Below are 19477 nucleotides of genomic sequence, written 5' to 3'. Positions count from 1 at the left end.
TCATTCAGCACATCTGTTTCTGAGCCACCGCATTCGCGAGCAAGCCCGCTCCCACATTGAAGAGTGGTGCTGCTGAGGAAGGTGGCAATCCTTGCTACCAATTGCGCCCGCACCTGCTGATCTTCACGTAACCCAATCATTGCACCACCTCCCGATCCTTGCGCTTGCCCACGCCATACCAATCCAGTTTGCGCGTCAGCACCATCACCGTACCCAGCAGCCCGAACAGCAACAGCGAGCCCATCAGCAACGCGTAATCCTCGGCGCTCAGCAGCCCGTACAACAAGCCATACAACGCCGCCAACCCCGCCGAAAAACCCAGGCCATGCACAACACTGCGCAGCACATGGCACACATAAAAACCAATCAACAACACACAGGCACTGGCGGAGATCAGGTAGGCCAACGCAAAGCCCAGGTGTTCGGACAACGACAACAACAGCAGGTAGAAAAACGCCAAGGCAAAGCCCACCAATGCGTACTGGATCGGGTGTACCGCGAGGTTCTTCAGTACCTCGAAGAGGAAGAAACCGGCAAACGTCAGGGCGATAAACAGCAGCGCGTATTTGATCGCGCGGTCGCTCTTGAGGTACTGGTCCACCGGGTCGATGAAGTTCACGCCGAAGCTGCGGTTGCTGAAGTCTTCACAGCCCTGGCGGTCCAGGCAGGTTTGCAAGGCCTGCTCGAGGTTGGTGGAGAAAAACGAAGTCTGCCAATTGGCGCTGAAGCCCTTGTCAGTGACCTCGCGCTGCGCCGGCAGGAAGTTGCCGATAAAGCTTGGGTGCGGCCAGTTGGAGGCAAGTGACACCTGGCTGGTCTTGCCCACCGGCACCACCTGCAACTGCTCGGTGCCTTGCAGGCGCAGGTCAAAGGCGAAGTCCACCACGCCCGGCTTTTTGCTGTCCTGCTCGGGCAGCGTCACATGCACGCCCTCGCTCAGCCAGTCCACTTGGGAGCCCGGCGAGAACGCCAGGCGTTGGTTGCCCAGCTCCAGCTTCAGGGCGTTTTCGATGCCGCGAATGTCGCTGATACCCACCGCCAGAAACGCCGGATCAAAACGGTAATCGGCAAAGTTTTCCGTAATGCCAAACTGCGCAGGCAGTTCAAAACGCCCACTGACGCGATTGTCGGCATGGAACAGCCGTGCCTGGTAGATACCACGCGATCGCAGTTCGGTTTGCACCTTGCCATCGAGCTCAAAGCGGTCCGGCAGGAAATACAGACGACCGCGCTCTTCACGGGTTTCCTCGTAGCGTTTATTGAGCTTTTCATTGAGTTTCCATTCGCGCACGGTCTTGCGATACGGCACCACCATCACTGGCCCAGTAATACGTTGGCTGTAGCTGGAGCTGCGGGCGATGTCCATCAGCACGCCGTCGCGCAGTTGCTGGCGGTCGCTGATGATGCCGTTGATCATCAGCAGCGGAATCAGCAACAGCAGGATCAGCAGCGCAATGGCGCCAAGTTTGAACAGCAGGCTTCGGTTCATGGGGCTCTCCCTGTTTTGATGGGCAGAGCGTGAACCGCGCCTGTGGGAGATTTATGTGGGCACTGTGGAGACTGTGTGGAGATGCAGCACCACCTGCACGCCGCCCTGCACATTGCCGATCTGCAACGCGCCGCCGTGCAGCTTCATCACTTCCTCGACAAAATTGAGGCCCAGGCCGGTGCTTTTGCGCCCACTGACCGGGCGCGGCAACGAGTAGAAGCGCTCGCTCAAGCGCGGCAAGGCGTAGCCGGGAATCGGCGCAGCCTGATTGAACAGGCTGACCTGCACGTCGTTATGCTGCGCCTGTGCGCTGAATCGCAACGTGCCGCCGGGCGGTGTGAAGTCCAAGGCGTTATCGAGCAGGTTGCCCAGCGCCTGGCGCAACAGGAAAGGCTCACCGAAGACCTTCACATCGGCTGCAATCGTCTGTTCAACGTGCAGGTCAGCGCCTTCGATTCGCGCACATTGCGCCTTGAGTACCTCATCGACCAGGGCCGCCAACGGCATGCGAGTCTGTTCTTCCAAACCCTGGCGCTGCTCTACCTGGGCAAGGTTGAGCAACCGCTCGATCAACTGCTGCAAGCGCGCGCTTTCGCTGTCGATATTGCCGATAAAACGCTGCTGCTGTTCGCGGCTCATATCGCCCTGCAACAATTCCGCCGCACCGCGAATGGCGGCCAACGGGCTTTTCAATTCGTGGGTCAGGGTGTGCACGTAATGTTCGACGTAGGCCTTGCCTTCCAGCTGCGTGCGCATGTGCTCCACAGCGGTAGACAGCTGCTTGAGTTCGCCGCCGCGGTAATGCGGCAACTCGGCCCGGCGCCCCTCGCTCACCGCCTGCGCATACGCCGTGAGCCGATGCAGCGCCACGCTCAGCCACCAGGACAGCAATGCGCCCAGCAGCAGGCCCAACCCCACCAACCCGGCGCCGTACCAGAGCAAGCGGTTCTCGGTGCGATCCACATAGGGCTGCAACGAACTGTTGGGCTTGGCCACCGTGACCACGCCAATGATCTGGCCGTTGTCGCGGATCGGCGCGCCCACGTGCATCACCGACGAGGCGGGATCGTCCAGCTCGCTGCGGGTGGAACGGGCGCCGTACTCACCGCGCAAGGTGAGGTACACGTCGTTCCACTGCGAATAGTCCTGGCCCACCGCTTCGCCGGTGGAATCGAGCAATACGATGCCGTTGGCGTCGGTCACGTAGATGCGGTGGTTGACCTGGTTTTTCGGCAGGCCCCAAATGGTCGCGCCGGGCTGGCGATTGCCGTAGGCCTTGAGCAACTCAGGCCAGTGGCTTTGGCCGAGGGTGCCATTTTTTACGTCAAGACGCAGGATTTCAGCCAGCAGGTTGGCCGTGTCCACCAAGGTTTCTTCGGTGGATTGGCGCACGCCGGGGCGGATTTCCTTCATCACGGTATTGAGCACGAAGTAACCCGTGAGGCCGATAAACAGCGCATACACCAGGAAGATCCGCAGCCCCAGGCGCATCAGCTGTGGCTCGGGCTGTAGCTGTAGCCGAGGCCGCGATGGGTCTGGATCGGCTCGGCATCCGCCGCAATGCTCCGCAGTTTGCTGCGCAGGCTTTTGATATGGCTATCGATATTGCGCTCGTAGCCGGCATCGGCCGGCACGCCCACCGCGTCGAGCAGTTGCTCGCGGCTGAACACACGTTCGGGCTGTTCCAGCAAGCTTTGCAGCAAGCGGAACTCGTGCCGCGTGAGGCTCAAAGGCTGGCCGCGAAAACTGATCTGCATACGCTCCAGATCCACCTGGAACACCGCAGGCGCGGTGCCTGGACCGACGCGTTTGAGAATCGCCCGAACCCGCGCCGCCACTTCCCGTGGGCTGAACGGCTTGACCACATAATCGTCGGCGCCGATCTCCAGGCCGACCACGCGGTCAATTTCGCCGTCGCGCGCACTGAGGAACATCACCGGCACTTCGCTGAAGCGGCGCAGTTGCTTGCAGGTCTCAAAGCCGCTGATATCCGGCAAACCGATGTCGAGGATGATCAGGTCGGCAGGCGTCTGGCGTTGATGGGCCAACGCCTCCTGGCCAAGGCTCAGCCAAGTGGTGGTAAAACCCTCGCCTTGCAGGGCAAAGATCAGCGTGTCGGCTATCGCCGCTTCGTCTTCGACAATCAGGATGTGCGGCATGGGTTCAATCAGCAGTTCGGTTTGTCGGCAGTGTAGCGACGGGCCGGGTTTACCGCCGCGCCGAACTCACGCAGGGCCTTGGCGCCGATCAGCAACGGGTAGTTGAAGCTGCTGCGGTCGGTGAGGTTGACCTCCACGGTACGCTTGACGTTGCCCAGGCACATTTCCAGGTCGATGACCGGGCGCTTGGCCACAGTGGCTTCGTCCTTGTCGTCGTCCTCGTCGGCGCGGCTTTTGATTTTGCTGATGCGCGAGACTTTGTGCTCATAGACCTTGTCGCTGGCGTCCTTGCCGCCGAGGCGGAAGCGCACCCAGTCGTCGCCATCGCGCTGGAAGGTTTCGATGTTGCGGGCCGACAGTGAGGCCGTCAGCGCGCCGGTGTCCATCTTGGCCTTGAAGGTTTGGCCGATCTCCGGCAGTTGGATGTATTCGTAGCGACCGTAGAGGGTCGGTTCGGCCGCCATGACGGGCACGGCAGCCAGGGCGAGCAAGGCAAGGAGCAGTTTCACGAAGTGATTTCCTTGAAAAGAAGTAGGCGGATTCTAGACCGCAAAAGCGTTGTTTAGTTAGATCGTTCCCACGCTCTGCGTGGGAATGCAGCTCTGGGCGCTTCGCGTCAGCTCACATTCGTGCAGCAATTTGCGATTTGGCCTCTAGACTCAGCTTGCTTATCATGGCCCGCCCACCCGATTCCAAGAGTTACTTATGCGCCGCCTGCTCACCGGCTGTTTTGTCACACTGCTGTTATTACTCAACACCCTGGTGCTGTTCGGCCCGTTGATGGTGTTTGCCCTGCTCAAGCTGGTAGCGCCCGGCCGCTTTCGCGACTACGCCTCTTGGGCCGTGATGTGGATCGCCGAGACCTGGGCCGAGATCGACAAACTGATTTTCGCGCTGTGCATCCCCACGCAATGGGACATTCGTGGCGGCGACGAACTGCGCGGCGATACGTCTTACCTGGTGATCAGCAATCACCAATCCTGGGTCGATATTCCCGCACTGATCCAGGCGCTCAACCGGCGCACGCCGTTCTTCAAATTCTTCCTGAAAAAAGAGCTGATCTGGGTGCCTTTCCTGGGGCTGGCCTGGTGGGCGCTGGATTACCCCTTCATGAAGCGCTACACCAAGGCGTTCCTGGCCAGGCACCCGGAGCTGGCGGGCCAGGATTTGAAAATCACCAAAGAGGCCTGCGAACTGTTCAAGCGCCAGCCGGTGACGGTGGTCAATTACCTGGAGGGCACGCGGTTCAGCGAGGCCAAGCGCACACAGCAGGAATCGCCCTTTACCCGGTTACTCAAGCCCAAGGCGGGCGGCGTGGCGTTTGTGCTGGCTGCGATGGGTGAGCAACTCGACGCGGTCCTCGATGTGACCGTCGTCTACCCGCAGCAAAAAATTCCGGGGTTCTGGGACTTGATCTGCGGCACAGTGCCGAAGGTGATCATTGATATCCGCACCCGTGAGCTGGACCCGGCGTTGTGGCAAGGGGATTACGAGACTGACCCGGCGTTTCGCCAGACCGTCCAGAACTGGGTGAACCAGCTCTGGATGGAGAAGGACAAGAGAATTGAAATGCTGCGCAAATAAAGCTGCCAGCCATTGCCACGGCCTTTTCATTCAATCCGGGCCGTGCGATCAATTCATCCTATTGAATCAAAGTGCGTGCAAACTAACGGGGGACACATTCTCCCCAAATGTTAAGTGGCTGATCGTCGGGCGTTTTCGCATCCTTTGCTGTTAAGTCACTGGCCGCTCCATTGCCGGAATGGGCACGCTGCTGCTGGTGCTCCTTATAACTGATATCTAACCGCGAATACTATTCCTGCTCCGGCTTTGGCGCCGGCTGGAGGGCGGGGGGAAGGATTGCAAAGGTGTTAATTGGAAAACGCAAATTCATAATAGAATTACCAATGAGTTTCACTAGAAGAAGCCTTCCAAGCTCGTCAGGGCGACTACTTGGAAGGTAATTCTCTGTGGCGCCACCCTTGCGGAAGTTCCCTACAATTCAATTCGTTAAATTGCGGGGACACTTTCCGTTTTTATAGTCAATAGAGTCACACACCCCGTACGAAATACACATTAAACGTGATTAGCTCCCCGTGCCCCAGGCGGAAGCCAGCTTGCCCAGCACCGACTGGTTGGCGCCCTGGCCACCCAGGTACTGCAGGATCACCGGCGCAATTTTGCCGACCATGCTGTTATCCATGCCCAACGCGCTGAAGGCGGTGTTCAGGTCACTGGTGTTCTTTACGTTCGATCGTTACCACGCTCTGCGTGGGAATGCAGCTCTGGACGCTCCGCGTCAGCTCTTAAGTCGTGACGCAGAGCGTCACAGGAGGCATTCCCACGCAAACGGGGTGAACCAAGCATCAGCGCATCAGCGAGGTGTCAGGCCAACCCGCGCGCGTCTGACGGTACACTCACCATTTACGGCCCAACCTCGGTAGCGTGGCTGGATGGCCAGTGCCCCCATGCTTTCACCTTGGTCATGGTGTCCTGCTCGGCTACCGCGTCGGCCTGCTACGAACAGGCTTTCCTTCCAGCAACGAACTTCATATGTGGTGAAACATCCGCCACCGTTCCACATTGAGATATTTCGACTCGTTGCCGTATTGCCTAGTGAAGAGCGGGTCACCCTCTTGCGTCCGGCATCTCGCAGGGGCGTTCGCAGGAGCGAGGAAGGTAGAGGTATTGAACAGCTGCATCGCCAGGCGAAACCGTTATAAAGCGTCTTGCGAAAAGGCATAAAAAACTGTCAGCTTTCACAGTTACGCCAGCTGCAGGCAGCTGATTAGGCTATAGGCTCCCTCATTGCCGAGTACCTGATCATGATCATCAAACTCTCCCTCGCCGGCATGGCTTTAATGGCGTTAGCCGGCATTGCGCAGGCGGACACTGCCACCTGCCCGCCAGTCAGCACAATCAAAGCCACCCCCTATACCGATCCCAACCCGCAGATCCCAGATGGGTACGAATATAAGGCTCCCGGCCCTGCTGGGCAGACGTGGGAGGGCCAATCTCCAGCCACACTCGATACGTACCTGGAGCCTAAATACCAGTTGGGACTGGTCGGTGCCAAAATAGCTAACGGGAAAGTGTTCTGCCTGTATGGCGGGACCGCTGAAAAAGAAAAAGCCGAACCGGCCGACAAGGTGTCCCGCCCCTTCATTAAGCTTCAACTGAGTATGAGCGGTCTGGAAAAAGCGGAGGGTACACAGTGGAACAACGGTATATGTGGTGCACAGGAAGGTGCCGACGCTTTGGAGAACCCAAAGCGCCTGAGTGTCTCGGACTGCAGTTTTAAATACACCCCTTAGCCGCTGACACTCAAACGCCGAAGACTGGGCGCGCTGGGCCTTTAGCTACCCGTGCCCCAGGCCGAGGCCAGCTTGCCCAGCACCGATTCGCTGGCGCCCTGGCCGCCCAGGTACTTGAGGATCACCGGGGCAAATTGGCTGACCATGCCGCTGTCCATGCCCAACGCGCTGAAGGCGGTGTTCAGGTCGTTGGTGCTCTTCACGTTACCCAACAACCCGTCCAGGCCGCTGGTCTTGCTGCCGCCGCTCTGGCCGAGCATCCCGCTCAACGCGCCGAGGCTGCCCAGGGAGTTGCTGCCCGAGAGTTGATCCAGGCCCGGCACACTCTTGCCCAGTTGCGAGTAGTCGGTGCCGCTCAGTTTGTTCTTGGCCAGGCCCAGCATCGCGCCGGTACCGCCCACGGCTTGTTCGGGGGTGATGTTCAATTGCGAGGTCAGGGCGCTCAGCAGGCCGGCGGTCTCAGAGCTCGGCGCTGCAGCCGCCGCCTTGTTGTTGCTGCCCTGGGCACCGGAGACGGCATTGGCCACGTCACCGAGGCTGAAACCTGCGGCAAACACCGGGCTGGCGGCCACGGTCAACAAGCAGGACAGGGCAAAACCGCGTGAAATCTTCATCAAGACAACCTCTGAATGTAGGAGCTAAAAGCAGGCGTTTGACTGACAGTCCCGAAGGAATGTTCCCACCTACAGATTAGTTCAGAAAAATCTGCATCCAAATGTCACGTCCCTGCGTATATCCAGCATGCACCGCTCGGAGTCGGATGGAATGAATGCTCAAGCTGGACTACCCTCTGCCTACCGTGCGCAGTCCCGTCGCCCTCGAACGAGAGCCTGGAGAAGCCCTATTTCCGTCCACGATGCTGACCCGTTGCGGCCCTTGCTGGCCCAATGCGCCCTGGGCAACCGCCAGGCGTTCGAAACCCTTTACCGCAGTGTTTCGCCACGGCTGCACGGTGTTGCCTTGCGTTTCATGGGGCGCGCAGACCTGGCCGAAGAAGTGTTGCAGGAGGCCTTTGTGCGCATCTGGTACAACGCTTCGCGCTACCAGGCTCACTTGGCGTCGCCGATGACGTGGATGGTCAACATCACCCGCAACCTGGCCATCGACCAATTGCGCAAACACCGCGAACAACCCTTAGCCGACGGCCAGCAGGACGCCCTGCTCGACGACAGCCCCAGCGCCCATGAACAGCTCGACAGCGAGCGCGAAGCCCGCGCCCTCAACCGCTGCCTCGACACCCTCGACGGCATGCAACGCCAATCGATTACCGTGGCTTACTTTCAAGGCCTGTCGGCCTCGGAACTGGCCGAACACTTGGCGGCGCCTTTGGGCTCGGTCAAATCCTGGATTCGTCGCGGCATGGAGCGCCTGCGCAGGTGCCTTGAATCATGAACTACCAAACCACCACCCTGCGCCGCGCCCTCGCTGCCGATTACGCCATCGGGCTGATGCCCGCCACTGCCCGTCGGCGCTTTGAAAACCTGCTGCTGGACGATGCCGCGCTGCGCGTCGAACTCAGCCATTGGCAGGATGCCCTCGCCAGCCTGACCGGCACCGTGCCCGAGCGACCAGTGCCGGAGCATGTGTGGGCAGGCATCAAGGCACGCATTGAGCCGCAAGTGCTGCACGTGCCGGCGAAGAAACCATTCTGGCTGAATGTCCGGCTGCTGGCCGCTGCCTGCGCGGTAGTTGTCGCAGTGCTGGTGGGCGTGCTGTATCAGCGTGATATCGGCGCCGAATACAACGCCACATTGGTGGCCGCTAACCAGCAACCGGCGTTGCAGGTGCAGGCGTTTGGCGATCACCTGCAAGTGGAGCCGCTGACGTTGGCGGCTGTAGAGCCGACACGTGCCTTGGAATTGTGGGTCATCGCACCCGGTGGCAAACCCGTCTCTCTGGGGCTGGTGCCGACCTCGGGTAAAGGCCGAATCCAGCTGAGCCAGGAACAGCAAGCGCTGCTGGCTGCACCCGCGACCCTGGCCGTCAGCCTGGAGCCACAAGGCGGCTCACCCACCGGACAACCCACCGGCCCCGTGCTGTACCAAGGCGCCCTGGCGTCTCGCTGACTGTGGGGGCTGGCTTGCCTGCGATGGCATCAACTCGGTGTGCCTGATGTACCGCGGTGCCTGCATCGCAGGCAAGCCAGCTCCCACATTTGCTTTTCGTCGATTGGGCGACTTTGAAATAACCAACGCCGGGACCCTAAGAAAATACGCTAAAGAACTGTTATTTATAACAGTAGCCAACCCCCGTGTATCAGCCGCAGCATGTCTGTCCTTCACTCCACAGGAAGACAAACGTGAAGCGTGCAATGCTTGCGGGTTTGTCTGCAATGACAGGGCTGGTAGCGAATGCCATCGCGGCGACGTCAACCTGCCCGTCGATCCAGAGCATCAATCAAACCGCCCTGGCCGGTGGCGGTTTCAGCTATGAAACATCGCAGGCTGACGGGCGCACTTGGAAAGGTCAAAACCCATTGGCGCCCGCCTCCTATCTGGCTGACTCGACGTTTCACGATGCCCGATACGATGCACAGAACACAGCCGTCATCTGCACCTACAAAGGGCCAATGGGTAACGACGCAAACCTTTCGATCACGCTCAAACCCGTGCCGGGATGGAATCTCACCCCTAGCGGTGACTGGAGAGGCACCTATTGCGAAGCCCTGGACACCCTCAAGTGTTCATTCACCCATCTGTGACCCACATTTGAGCTTCAGTGGCCGCACGACTTGCTCCCGGCGGAGGATGGCGCTTATAGTTCGGCGGTCGCCCATATGGCGACACGGGTTTGGCGACTCGATTGAAATAATGCATGCAAAAGCACCTGCTCCTTTGCAGGTTTTTTTGCACGCGTAAGGCTGCCTTATGGCGGCTGTGCGCGGGAGACCTTCGGGTCTGCCGGCCTTTGCTTTATTTCACCGGTTCGCCAACCTGCGTACAGCTGCCACCCATTCGTTTGGCGACGTGTGAGTGGTAGCCTCACTCTCTGAAATAAAGGTTAAAACATGAACCGATACATGCCGCTCACCGGCCACGATGCCACCACTCCCTCCCTGCTTATCGACACCCAAGTCCCGCTCGACGTGCTCCACGACGCCGCCGTCTACCGCATCCGCGCCGTCACCCAAGTCATGGAAAACCTGGCGTTTCGCGAAGGCCTGAACACCGACAACCTCGTCCTCCAGGACTTCGCCCTGCTCTGCGCCATTCCGTTGCGTGATGGCTGTGATTTGCTGGATGTGATCAGCCGACGCCTACAGGCCTAAACACCAGAGGCAAAAAGGGCGACCCACAGGTCGCCCTTTTATTTGCCCTAAGCCTTACGCCGCACTGAACAGCTTGTGCGGATCAATCACAAACTTCTTCGGCACACCCGCATCAAACTCGCCATACCCACGCGGCGCATCATCCAGGCTGATCACCTGTACGCCGACAATTTCCGCAATGTTGATACGGTCCCACATGATCGCCTGCATCAGTGCGCGGTTGTACTTCATCACCGGCGTTTGCCCGGTGTGGAAGCTGTGGGATTTGGCCCAGCCCAGGCCAAAGCGAATGCTCAGGCTGCCCATTTTTGCGGCGGCATCCACAGCACCTGGGTCTTCAGTGACATAGAGGCCCGGGATACCGATTTTGCCCGCCACGCGCACCACGCCCATCAGCGAGTTGAGTACGGTGGCCGGCGCTTCGGCCTTGGCGCCTTCATGGCCGTGGCCACGGGCTTCGAAGCCTACGGCGTCTACCGCGCAGTCCACTTCCGGCTCGCCCAGCAAGGCGGCGATTTGTTCGTGCAGTGGGGTGTCTTTGGACAGGTCGGCAATTTCAAAACCCTGGGCCTTGGCGTGCGCCAGGCGGATCGGGTTGACGTCGCCGATGATCACTACCGCTGCGCCGAGCAGGCGGGCGGAGGCGGCAGCGGCCAGGCCAACAGGGCCGGCGCCTGCGATGTAGACGGTGCTGCCTGGGCCAACGCCCGCAGTCACGGCGCCGTGGTAGCCGGTCGGCAGGATGTCGGAGAGGCAGGTCAGGTCACGGATTTTCTCCATGGCCTTGTCACGGTCCGGCAGTTTGAGCAGGTTGAAATCGGCGTAAGGCACCAGCACGTATTCGGCCTGGCCGCCGGTCCAGTCGCCCATGTCGACGTAGCCGTAAGCGCCACCGGCACGGGCCGGGTTGACGGTGAGGCACACGCCGGTGTGTTGTTCTTTGCACGAGCGGCAACGGCCGCACGCCACGTTGAATGGCACCGACACCAGGTCACCGATCTTCAGGTTCTCGACGTCGCTGCCCTTCTCGATCACTTCGCCGGTGATTTCATGCCCCAGTACCAGGCCGGTCTGGGCAGTGGTGCGGCCGCGCACCATGTGTTGGTCGGAGCCGCAGATGTTGGTGGAGACCACGCGCAGGATGACGCCGTGCTCAATCTTCCTGCCACGGGGGTCCTGCATTTTGGGATAGTCGATTTTCTGTACTTCGACCTTGCCGTTGCCGAGATACACGACACCACGATTACCAGACATGCTTTCACCTCGCTGTTGTTTTTATGGAACCGCGTCGCCCAGGCAGGCGGCGCGTTTAAGTGCTCGGGTTACAGATGCTGTTTTTGCGTTGTTGCTGATGGCCCCTTCGCGAGCAAGCCCGCTCCCACATTCGACAGCATTTCAAATGTGGGAGCGGGCTTGCTCGCGAAGGCGTCAGTCAAAGCACCACAGTCCTATTGGCATTGAGAAAAACCCGCCGCTCAATGTGATACCCAACCGCCCGCGCCAACGTCAGCCCTTCAATATCACGCCCCTTGGCAATCAAGTCCTCGGGATAGTGGCTGTGGTCCACCACCTCCACGCCCTGGGCGATGATCGGGCCTTCATCCAGGTCGTTGTTGATGTAATGCGCCGTGGCGCCCACCAGTTTCACGCCCTTGTTGTACGCCTGGTGATAAGGCTTGGCGCCTTTAAAACCGGGCAGCAACGAGTGGTGAATATTGATAGCTTTACCATCGAGCTTGCGGCACAGCTCCGGCGACAGCACTTGCATATAGCGCGCAAGAATCACCAATTCGGCGCCGGTCTCCTCAATCACTTGCCACACCTGACGCTCCTGGGACGGTTTGTCGTTGGGGTCGAGGGGGAAATGGTAGTAGGGAATCTGGTGCCAGTCGGCCAAAGGTTTCAAATCAGGGTGGTTGGACACCACCGCCACCACGTCCATCGACAGTTGGCCGATGCGCTGGCGGTAGAGCAAATCATTCAGGCAGTGGTCGGCCTTGGAAACCATGATCACCACTTTTGGCCGATAGTTCGGCGCCGTCAGCTCGAAGATCATGCCAAAGGCTTCACCGCGCGTGGCCAGGCCAGCACGGAACGCCTGCTCGTCAAAACCCTCGGGCTGCCGGAATTCCACGCGAATAAAAAACCGGCCCGAGAGGCGGTCATCGAACGAATGGTGCTCGGTGACGTAGCAGCCCTGCTCGAACAGGTAGCGGGTGACCGCGTCCACCGTGCCGAGCACGCTGGGGCAGTCGGCGGTCAAAATCCATGTATCGGGTGCGCGGCTCATTGTGCGTGACTCCTTGATCGTTCCCTCGCTCTGCGTGGGAATGCCGCCATGGACGCTCTGCGTCCGCTCTTGGGACGCGGAGCGTCCCGGGATGCATTCCCACGCAGAGCGTGGGAATGATCATGCAACGACATTCAGGCCGAATTCAGCCGAGGCATCCTGCAACCACAACCACCAGTAATCCGAAAAGCTACGACGGATCAGCAGTTCCCAGGTGTCTTCAGCCGTGTGGCGGATCACCAGTTGCGACTTGGCGAACACCGTGCCCACCGCCTTGCCCACCGGGAAGTTGTTGGGGTGCACGTCGTAGCTGGTGGACTTCATCAGCACGTCGCGCACATTCGGCCCGCTGAGTTCGAGGATCTGCTGGCCGCCACTGACGTTGACGATCTGGATATGCAGTTCGCCCAGGGCAGCGCGCAGGTTTTGTTCGGCGGCGAATTCTTCACCGCTTGGCACGATCAACAGCCACTCGTCCGGGCCGAGCCATTGCAGGCTGGTTTCGCCTTTGACGATCACTTGCAAGGCGCCAGGCAGTTCGATGCCCAGGGCTTTGTGCACACCGGCGGCGAACGCGGCGTCATGGCCATCGCCACGAATCGTCAGGTGGCCGAGGAGTTTCTTTTCCCGCACGGTCACGCCGGCGTTCTTGCGGCCCTTGCCGACCAGGCTGGCGAGGTCGGCATGGTGCAGCGACGACTCGGCCTTGGCGCCGGTGGTGGGGCGTTGTTGGTAAACATTGGCTGCTGTCATAAAGCACCTTGTCTCTTAAGTTGATCGTTCCCACGCTCTGCGTGGGAATGCCGCCATGGACGCTCTGCGTCCGCTCTTGGGACGCGGAGCGTCCCGGGATGCATTCCCACGCGGAGCGTGGGAACGATCAGTGTCAGATGTTCTGCCGCTCGCCTTTCGGGTCGAAGAACACCGAGGACACAATCTCTGCCTCGATCACGCTGCCATCCGCCTGCGGTGAGAACACCCGCTCACCCATACGCTTCAAGCCACCCTTGACCACCGCCATCGCAAACGAATAACCCAGCGAGTTATGCGCATAGCTTGAGGTCACGTGGCCGACCATCTTCATCGGGATCGACTGTTTAGGGTCGAACACCAACTGCGCGCCTTCCGGCAGCCATACATTCGGGTCAACCGGCTTCAAGCCCACCAACTGCTTGCGCTCTTCACGCACGCAGTCTTCGCGATTCATCCCGCGCCAGCCGATCCACGAGAACGGCTTGGTACGGCCAACGCACCAGCCCATGTTCAGGTCGTCCGGGGTCATCGAGCCGTCGGTGTCTTGCCCGACGATGATGAAGCCCTTCTCGGCCCGCAGTACGTGCATGGTTTCGGTGCCGTACGGCGTCAGGTTGTACTTCTTGCCCGCCGCAACGATCTGTTCGAGTACGCCCATGGCGTAGTCGGCCTGCACGTTGACTTCGTACGACAGCTCACCGGTAAACGAGATACGGAACACCCGCGCCGGCACGCCGCCCACAAGGCCTTCCTTCCAGGTCATGAACGGGAAGCCGTCCTTGTCCAGGTCGATGTCGGTGACTTCACTGAGCAGCTTGCGGCTGTTGGGGCCCGACAGGGTCATGGTTGCCCAATGGTCGGTGACCGAGGTGAAGTACACCTTGAGGTCCGGCCATTCGGTCTGCTGGTAGATTTCCAGCCACTGCAGCACGCGGGCGGCGCCGCCGGTGGTGGTGGTCATCAGGAAGTGGTTGTCGGCCAGACAGGCCGTCACGCCGTCGTCGAAGACCATGCCATCTTCCTTGCACATCAGGCCGTAGCGGGCCTTGCCCACGTCGAGCCTGGTCCAGGCGTTGCTGTAGATGCGGTTGAGAAACTCGCGGGCATCCGGGCCCTGAATGTCGATTTTGCCGAGGGTGGACGCATCGAGCAGGCCGACGCTGTCGCGCACGGCCAGGCATTCGCGCTTCACGGCGGCATGCAGGTCTTCACCGTTGCGCGGGAAGTACCACGGGCGTTTCCACTGGCCGACGTCTTCAAACTCGGCGCCGTTTTTGACGTGCCAGGCTTGCAGCGCGGTGTAGCGCACCGGCTCGAAAATGTGCCCACAGTGACGGCCCGCGACGGCGCCGAAGGTCACCGGCGTGTAGTTGGGACGGAACATGGTGGTGCCCATCTGCGGGATGGTCACGTTCAGCGAGCGGGCTGCGATGGCCAGACCGTTGACGTTGCCGAGCTTGCCTTGGTCGGTGCCGAAGCCCAGCGCGGTGTAGCGTTTGACGTGCTCGACCGACTCGAACCCTTCGCGGGTCGCCAGCTCAATGGCGGCAGCGGTGACGTCGTTTTGCAGGTCGACAAATTGCTTAGGCGCGCGTGCGGTCGGCTTGTCATGGGGCACTTGGTAAATGCCCAGGGTCGGCTCTTCCAGACGGCTCAAGGCTTTTGGCAGCGTGCCTTCCACCGGCGCAAAACCGGCTTCGCTGGCCGCGCGCACGCCGCCTTCAAAACCATCGGCCAGGGAATCGCCGAGGCCGTAGACGCCATTGATGCCACCGACACACACGCGTTTTTGCGGGGCTTCGCCCGGTACAAAACCGAGGATGTCTTCACGCCAGGTCGGCTTGCCGCCCAAGTGCGAAGCCAAGTGAACAACCGGGCTGTAGCCGCCGGAGCTGGCCACCAGGTCGCAGTCCAGCCACTCGCCGGGGCTGGTGACTTTATGCGCTTTGACGTCAATCGCCGCTACACGGGCAGCGGTCACGTGTTTGCTGCCACGGGCTTCGATCACGGCGCTGCCGGTGAGGATGCGAATGCCTTTGGCGCGGGCTTCTTCCACCAGAGCGCCGCGTGGGTTGTGGCGCACATCGGCGACAGCCACCACGGTAAGGCCCGCATCGAGCCAGTCCAGCGCGACACGGTAAGCGTGGTCGTTGTTGGTCGACAGCACCAGTTTTTTGCCCGGTGCCACGCCGTAGCGGCGCACGTAGGTGGAGACCGCACCGGCGAGCATGTTGCCCGGCACGTCGTTGTTGCCGTATACCAATGGGCGCTCGCACGCACCGGTCGCCAGCACCACACGTTTGGCACGCACACGGTGGATGCGCTGGCGCACCACACCAATCGGCGCACGGTCACCGAGGTGGTCGGTGAGGCGTTCATGAATGGTCAGGAAGTTGTGGTCGTGGTAACCGTTGACGGTGGCACGCGGCAGCAGCACCACGTCCGGCAGGGCTTTGAGTTCCGCGATCACGCTGGCAACCCATTCGGCCGCCGGCTTGCCGTCGAGGCTTTCACGCGAGTCCAGCAAGGAGCCGCCGAATTCTTCCTGTTCGTCAGCGATGATCACCCGAGCACCGCTGCGCGCAGCCGCCAGTGCCGCGGCGAGGCCGGCAGGGCCGGCGCCGACAATCAGCACGTCGCAGTGACGGTTGAAGTTGTCGTAGGTGTCCGGGTCGTTCTCGGTCGGCGAGCGGCCAAGGCCCGCAGCCTTACGAATGTACTTCTCGTACGTCATCCAGAACGATTGCGGGTACATGAAGGTTTTGTAGTAGAAACCCGGTGGCATCAGCTTGCCGCCAACCTTGCCGAGAATGCCCATCACGTCATTGTTGACGTTCGGCCAGCCGTTGGTGCTGGTGGCGACCAACCCTTGGTACAGCGCCTGTTGCGTGGCGCGCACGTTGGGAATCTGGGTGGCTTCGGTGGCGCCGATCTGCAGCACTGCGTTGGGCTCTTCGGCGCCCGCTGCAAAGATGCCGCGTGGGCGCGAATACTTGAAGCTGCGGCCGATGATGTCGACGCCATTGGCCAGCAATGCTGCGGCCAGGGTGTCGCCCTCAAAGCCTTTGTAGCTCTGGCCGTTGAAGGTAAACGTCAGGGCTTTGTTGCGGTCGATGCGACCACCGTTGGACAGGCGATTGATCTGGCTCATACCTTCTCTCCAGAAGCCTTGGCGGTGAATTGCGGCTTGGTGCCAATCTTGTAGGTTTCAAGAATTTCGTAGGTCAGGGTGTCGCGGGTGGCGTTGAAGTACTGACGGCAACCGGCGGCATGGATCCACAGTTCGTGGTGCAGCCCGCGTGGGTTGTCACGGAAGAACATGTAGTCGCCCCACTCTTCATCGGTGCAGGCGTTCGGGTCCAGCGGGCGCGGGATGTGCGCTTGGCCGGACGCGTGGAATTCCTCTTCGGAGCGCAGTTCGCCACAGTGAGGACAGAAGATATGCAACATAGGGAATTTCTCCTGTTAGTGGGCGACGGCCGCGGCGCCGTGTTCGTCGATCAACGCACCGTTGTGGAAACGGTCGATGGAAAAAGGCGCTGCCAATGGGTGCATTTCACCCTTGGCCAGGCTCGCGGCAAACACGTTGCCTGAGCCCGGTGTGGCCTTGAAGCCACCGGTGCCCCAACCGCAGTTGAAGAACATGTTCGGCACCGGCGTCTTGGAGATGATCGGGCAGGCGTCCGGCGTGGTGTCGACGATGCCGCCCCATTGGCGGTTCATGCGCACCCGCGACAGCACCGGGAACATTTCGACGATGGCCTGGATAGTGTGTTCGATCACCGGGTACGAGCCGCGCTGGCCGTAGCCGTTGTAGCCGTCGATACCGGCGCCGATCACCAGGTCGCCCTTGTCGGACTGGCTGATGTAACCGTGCACGGCGTTGGACATGATCACGCTGTCGATAATCGGCTTGATCGGCTCGGACACCAGCGCTTGCAGCGGGTGGGATTCGATTGGCAGGCGGAAGCCTGCCAGCGAGGCCATATGCCCTGAGTTACCGGCAGTGACTACACCAACGCGCTTGGCGCCGATAAAGCCCTTGTTGGTTTCGACGCCGATGCACACGCCGTTTTCCTTGCGAAAGCCGATCACTTCGGTCTGCTGGATCAGGTCCACGCCGAGTGCGTCAGCCGCACGCGCGAAGCCCCAGGCCACGGCATCGTGACGGGCCACGCCGCCGCGCCGTTGCACAGTGGCGCCGAGTACCGGGTAGCGGGTGTTTTTTGAGCAGTCGAGGTACGGAATCTCGTCGGCCACTTGTTTGGCGTTGAGCAGCTCGCCGTCCACACCGTTAAGGCGGTTGGCGCTCACACGGCGTTCGGAGTCACGGATGTCTTGCAGGGTGTGGCACAGGTTGTAGACGCCACGCTGGGAGAACATCACGTTGTAGTTCAGGTCCTGGGACAAGCCTTCCCACAGTTTCATCGCGTGTTCGTACAGGTGCGCCGACTCATCCCACAAGTAGTTGGAGCGCACGATGGTGGTGTTGCGCGCGGTGTTACCGCCGCCCAGCCAGCCTTTTTCGACCACGGCCACGTTGGTGATGCCGTGCTCTTTGGCCAGATAGTAAGCCGTCGCCAGACCATGCCCGCCGCCGCCGACGATAACCACGTCGTAGACCTTTTTCGGTGTGGGCGTGCGCCACATCTTCTGCCAGTTTTCGTGATGGCTGAGGGAGTGCTTGAAGAGGCCGAAGCCTGAGTAGCGTTGCATAGTCATTACTCCAAAACCGCGCTCAGCGATAAACCGGGAAATCAGCGCACAGGGCAGACACGTGCTTGGCCACGTTGGCCTCGACATCGGCGTCGCCGAGGTTGTCGAGGATGTCGCAGATCCAGCCGGCCAGTTCGATGCATTGCGGCACCTTGAAACCCCGCGTGGTCACCGCCGGGGTGCCGATACGCAGGCCCGAGGTCACGAACGGCGACTGCGGGTCATTCGGCACGGCGTTCTTGTTGACGGTGATATGGGCGCGACCGAGGGCGGCATCCGCCTCTTTGCCGGTGAGGCCCTGGCGAATCAGGCTGACCAGGAACAGGTGGTTGTCGGTGCCGCCGGAGACCACATCATAGCCACGCTTGATGAACACTTCGGCCATGGCCTGGGCGTTATCGATCACTTGCTGCTGGTACGCCTTGAAGCCGGGCTCCAGCGCTTCCTTGAAGCACACGGCCTTGCCGGCGATGATGTGCATCAGCGGGCCGCCCTGGGCGCCGGGGAACACGGCAGCGTTGAGTTTCTTTTCAATCGCTTCGTTGGCCTTGGCCAGGATCAAACCGCCACGTGGACCGCGCAGGGTCTTGTGGGTGGTGGTGGTGACCACATCCGCGTAAGGCAACGGGTTCGGGTACAGGCCAGCGGCAACCAGGCCGGCGACGTGGGCCATGTCGACGAACAGCAGTGCGCCAACCTTGTCGGCGATCTGGCGAAAGCGTGGGAAATCCAGGGTCTTGGAGTAGGCAGAGAAACCCGCCACGATCATTTTCGGCTGGCACTCGACGGCCAGGCGCTCGACTTCGTCGTAGTCGATCAGGCCGGTGTCGGTGTTGATGCCGTACTGCACGGCGTTGTACAGCTTGCCCGAGGACGACACTTTGGCGCCGTGGGTCAAGTGGCCGCCGTGGGCCAGGCTCATGCCCAGGATGGTGTCGCCGGCATTGATCAGCGCCAGGTACACCGCGCTGTTGGCGGACGAACCGGAGTGCGGCTGCACGTTGGCGTAATCAGCGCCGAACAGTTGCTTGGCGCGCTCGATGGCCAGGGCTTCAACCTTGTCCACATGCTCGCAGCCACCGTAGTAGCGCTTGCCTGGGTAGCCTTCAGCGTATTTGTTGGTCAGGCCACTGCCTTGGGCTTCCATTACGCGTTTGCTGGTGTAGTTCTCTGACGCGATCAGCTCGATATGATCTTCCTGACGCTGCTCCTCGGCATTCATCGCCGCCAGCAGTGCGTCGTCATATCCCTGGATCTGGTCTTGTTTGCTGAACATCGCGTCTCTCCCAGCCTTTCGTATTGTTAAGGCCCATGCAGGGCCCTTTGATGCGATGGTAGGGCTGGCGCAGAGAGGTCAAATGCCTACGCACGCCACGCAAAGGTGCGTTTACGACATGACACGAACAACGCAGAACAAATGTGGGAGCGGGCTTGCTCGCGAAGGCGGTGAGTCAGCTTGCACATGTATTGGCTGACCCACCGCCTTCG

General features: G+C 60.7%; 18 protein-coding genes and 1 pseudogene. 6 read left to right on the top strand and 13 right to left on the bottom strand.

The window, feature by feature from the left end; all coding sequences use genetic code 11:
* Positions 1 to 136: 136 nt before the first annotated feature.
* Genes creD through rloA2 form a run of 4 tightly spaced genes read right to left on the bottom strand, consistent with a single transcriptional unit; the run spans position 137 to position 4157 of the window.
* Complete coding sequence (creD, locus tag ACTD9P_RS25800; RefSeq protein ID WP_438869903.1) at positions 137 to 1489, bottom strand: cell envelope integrity protein CreD; 1353 nt, start codon at positions 1487 to 1489, stop codon at positions 137 to 139.
* Between the two features lie 51 nt (positions 1490 to 1540).
* A complete protein-coding gene (gene creC, locus ACTD9P_RS25795; protein WP_438869902.1) occupies positions 1541 to 2980 on the bottom strand; it encodes a two-component system sensor histidine kinase CreC in 1440 nt (479 codons plus the stop codon).
* Positions 2980 to 3648: a two-component system response regulator CreB gene (gene creB, locus ACTD9P_RS25790; protein ID WP_438869901.1), complete on the bottom strand. Its 669-nt coding sequence runs from the start codon at positions 3646 to 3648 to the stop codon at positions 2980 to 2982. The genes creC and creB overlap by 1 nt, the downstream gene beginning before the upstream one ends.
* Positions 3649 to 3656: 8 nt before the next feature.
* Entirely contained in the window at positions 3657 to 4157 is a 501-nt protein-coding gene (rloA2, locus tag ACTD9P_RS25785) for a retropepsin-like aspartic peptidase RloA2 (RefSeq protein WP_438869900.1), read from the bottom strand.
* Positions 4158 to 4353: 196 nt separating this feature from the next.
* On the opposite strand from rloA2, the gene yihG reads away from it, so the two are divergent.
* Positions 4354 to 5232 (top strand): 1-acylglycerol-3-phosphate O-acyltransferase, YihG family, encoded by an 879-nt coding sequence (gene yihG, locus ACTD9P_RS25780; RefSeq protein ID WP_438869899.1) that lies wholly within the window; start codon positions 4354 to 4356, stop codon positions 5230 to 5232.
* 502 nt (positions 5233 to 5734) lie between these two features.
* On the opposite strand, the pseudogene ACTD9P_RS25775 reads toward yihG, so the two are convergent.
* Positions 5735 to 5899, bottom strand: a pseudogene (locus ACTD9P_RS25775) (DUF2780 domain-containing protein); the annotation flags it as partial.
* 574 nt (positions 5900 to 6473) lie between these two features.
* Between ACTD9P_RS25775 and ACTD9P_RS25770 the strand changes: the two are divergent.
* Positions 6474 to 6962, top strand: a complete 489-nt coding sequence (locus ACTD9P_RS25770) for a hypothetical protein (RefSeq protein WP_438869898.1) — start codon at positions 6474 to 6476, stop codon at positions 6960 to 6962.
* Between the two features lie 41 nt (positions 6963 to 7003).
* Here the strand turns inward: ACTD9P_RS25770 and ACTD9P_RS25765 are convergent, their stop codons facing one another.
* A complete protein-coding gene (locus ACTD9P_RS25765) occupies positions 7004 to 7576 on the bottom strand; it encodes a DUF2780 domain-containing protein (RefSeq protein WP_017138000.1) in 573 nt (190 codons plus the stop codon).
* Between the two features lie 151 nt (positions 7577 to 7727).
* Here ACTD9P_RS25765 and ACTD9P_RS25760 point away from each other — a divergent pair, with 151 nt between their 5' ends.
* The 4 genes from ACTD9P_RS25760 to ACTD9P_RS25745 all read left to right on the top strand — a co-directional run bounded on the left by ACTD9P_RS25760 (position 7728) and on the right by ACTD9P_RS25745 (position 10230).
* Positions 7728 to 8354 (top strand): sigma-70 family RNA polymerase sigma factor, encoded by a 627-nt coding sequence (locus ACTD9P_RS25760; protein WP_438869897.1) that lies wholly within the window; start codon positions 7728 to 7730, stop codon positions 8352 to 8354.
* A complete protein-coding gene (locus ACTD9P_RS25755) occupies positions 8351 to 9028 on the top strand; it encodes an anti-sigma factor (RefSeq protein ID WP_438869896.1) in 678 nt (225 codons plus the stop codon). Before ACTD9P_RS25760 ends, ACTD9P_RS25755 begins: the two co-directional genes overlap by 4 nt.
* A 233-nt stretch (positions 9029 to 9261) precedes the next feature.
* A complete protein-coding gene (locus ACTD9P_RS25750) occupies positions 9262 to 9663 on the top strand; it encodes a DUF3757 domain-containing protein (protein WP_200430359.1) in 402 nt (133 codons plus the stop codon).
* Positions 9664 to 9969: 306 nt separating this feature from the next.
* A complete protein-coding gene (locus ACTD9P_RS25745; RefSeq protein WP_017137997.1) occupies positions 9970 to 10230 on the top strand; it encodes a hypothetical protein in 261 nt (86 codons plus the stop codon).
* A gap of 54 nt (positions 10231 to 10284) precedes the next feature.
* Here ACTD9P_RS25745 and fdhA read toward each other — a convergent pair whose 3' ends face one another.
* From fdhA to glyA, 7 genes are all read right to left on the bottom strand, one after another.
* On the bottom strand, positions 10285 to 11484 hold the full coding sequence (gene fdhA / locus ACTD9P_RS25740; RefSeq protein ID WP_307417204.1) for a formaldehyde dehydrogenase, glutathione-independent: 1200 nt from the start codon (positions 11482 to 11484) through the stop codon (positions 10285 to 10287).
* A 178-nt stretch (positions 11485 to 11662) separates the two neighbouring features.
* Positions 11663 to 12520, bottom strand: coding sequence for a formyltetrahydrofolate deformylase (gene purU, locus ACTD9P_RS25735; protein WP_438869895.1), 858 nt, complete (start codon positions 12518 to 12520; stop codon positions 11663 to 11665).
* A gap of 120 nt (positions 12521 to 12640) precedes the next feature.
* Positions 12641 to 13273: a sarcosine oxidase subunit gamma gene (locus ACTD9P_RS25730; RefSeq protein WP_099550387.1), complete on the bottom strand. Its 633-nt coding sequence runs from the start codon at positions 13271 to 13273 to the stop codon at positions 12641 to 12643.
* Between the two features lie 133 nt (positions 13274 to 13406).
* Positions 13407 to 16424, bottom strand: a complete 3018-nt coding sequence (locus tag ACTD9P_RS25725; protein ID WP_438869894.1) for a sarcosine oxidase subunit alpha — start codon at positions 16422 to 16424, stop codon at positions 13407 to 13409.
* Positions 16421 to 16723, bottom strand: coding sequence for a sarcosine oxidase subunit delta (locus ACTD9P_RS25720; RefSeq protein ID WP_071484907.1), 303 nt, complete (start codon positions 16721 to 16723; stop codon positions 16421 to 16423). The genes ACTD9P_RS25725 and ACTD9P_RS25720 overlap by 4 nt, the downstream gene beginning before the upstream one ends.
* Before the next feature lie 15 nt (positions 16724 to 16738).
* The gene (locus ACTD9P_RS25715) at positions 16739 to 17989 is read right to left on the bottom strand and encodes a sarcosine oxidase subunit beta (protein ID WP_010207084.1); all 1251 of its coding nucleotides are present in this window, start codon (positions 17987 to 17989) and stop codon (positions 16739 to 16741) included.
* A gap of 22 nt (positions 17990 to 18011) precedes the next feature.
* Positions 18012 to 19265, bottom strand: coding sequence for a serine hydroxymethyltransferase (gene glyA, locus ACTD9P_RS25710; protein ID WP_438869893.1), 1254 nt, complete (start codon positions 19263 to 19265; stop codon positions 18012 to 18014).
* Between the last annotated feature and the right edge of the window lie 212 nt (positions 19266 to 19477).

It is taken from the genome of Pseudomonas onubensis (assembly GCF_965653655.1).
GTDB lineage: Bacteria > Pseudomonadota > Gammaproteobacteria > Pseudomonadales > Pseudomonadaceae > Aquipseudomonas.
This window is presented reverse-complemented; position numbering and strand designations above follow the sequence as displayed.

Coding starts and splice junctions, on each gene's coding strand:
- creD (WP_438869903.1), bottom strand. CDS start 1,489: ATGAACCGAAGCCTGCTGTTCAAACTTGGCGCCATTGCGCTGCTGATC.
- creC (WP_438869902.1), bottom strand. CDS start 2,980: ATGCGCCTGGGGCTGCGGATCTTCCTGGTGTATGCGCTGTTTATCGGC.
- creB (WP_438869901.1), bottom strand. CDS start 3,648: ATGCCGCACATCCTGATTGTCGAAGACGAAGCGGCGATAGCCGACACG.
- yihG (WP_438869899.1), top strand. CDS start 4,354: ATGCGCCGCCTGCTCACCGGCTGTTTTGTCACACTGCTGTTATTACTC.
- ACTD9P_RS25770 (WP_438869898.1), top strand. CDS start 6,474: ATGATCATCAAACTCTCCCTCGCCGGCATGGCTTTAATGGCGTTAGCC.
- ACTD9P_RS25765 (WP_017138000.1), bottom strand. CDS start 7,576: ATGAAGATTTCACGCGGTTTTGCCCTGTCCTGCTTGTTGACCGTGGCC.
- ACTD9P_RS25760 (WP_438869897.1), top strand. CDS start 7,728: ATGAATGCTCAAGCTGGACTACCCTCTGCCTACCGTGCGCAGTCCCGT.
- ACTD9P_RS25755 (WP_438869896.1), top strand. CDS start 8,351: ATGAACTACCAAACCACCACCCTGCGCCGCGCCCTCGCTGCCGATTAC.
- ACTD9P_RS25745 (WP_017137997.1), top strand. CDS start 9,970: ATGAACCGATACATGCCGCTCACCGGCCACGATGCCACCACTCCCTCC.
- fdhA (WP_307417204.1), bottom strand. CDS start 11,484: ATGTCTGGTAATCGTGGTGTCGTGTATCTCGGCAACGGCAAGGTCGAA.
- purU (WP_438869895.1), bottom strand. CDS start 12,520: ATGAGCCGCGCACCCGATACATGGATTTTGACCGCCGACTGCCCCAGC.
- ACTD9P_RS25730 (WP_099550387.1), bottom strand. CDS start 13,273: ATGACAGCAGCCAATGTTTACCAACAACGCCCCACCACCGGCGCCAAG.
- ACTD9P_RS25725 (WP_438869894.1), bottom strand. CDS start 16,424: ATGAGCCAGATCAATCGCCTGTCCAACGGTGGTCGCATCGACCGCAAC.
- ACTD9P_RS25720 (WP_071484907.1), bottom strand. CDS start 16,723: ATGTTGCATATCTTCTGTCCTCACTGTGGCGAACTGCGCTCCGAAGAG.
- ACTD9P_RS25715 (WP_010207084.1), bottom strand. CDS start 17,989: ATGCAACGCTACTCAGGCTTCGGCCTCTTCAAGCACTCCCTCAGCCAT.
- glyA (WP_438869893.1), bottom strand. CDS start 19,265: ATGTTCAGCAAACAAGACCAGATCCAGGGATATGACGACGCACTGCTG.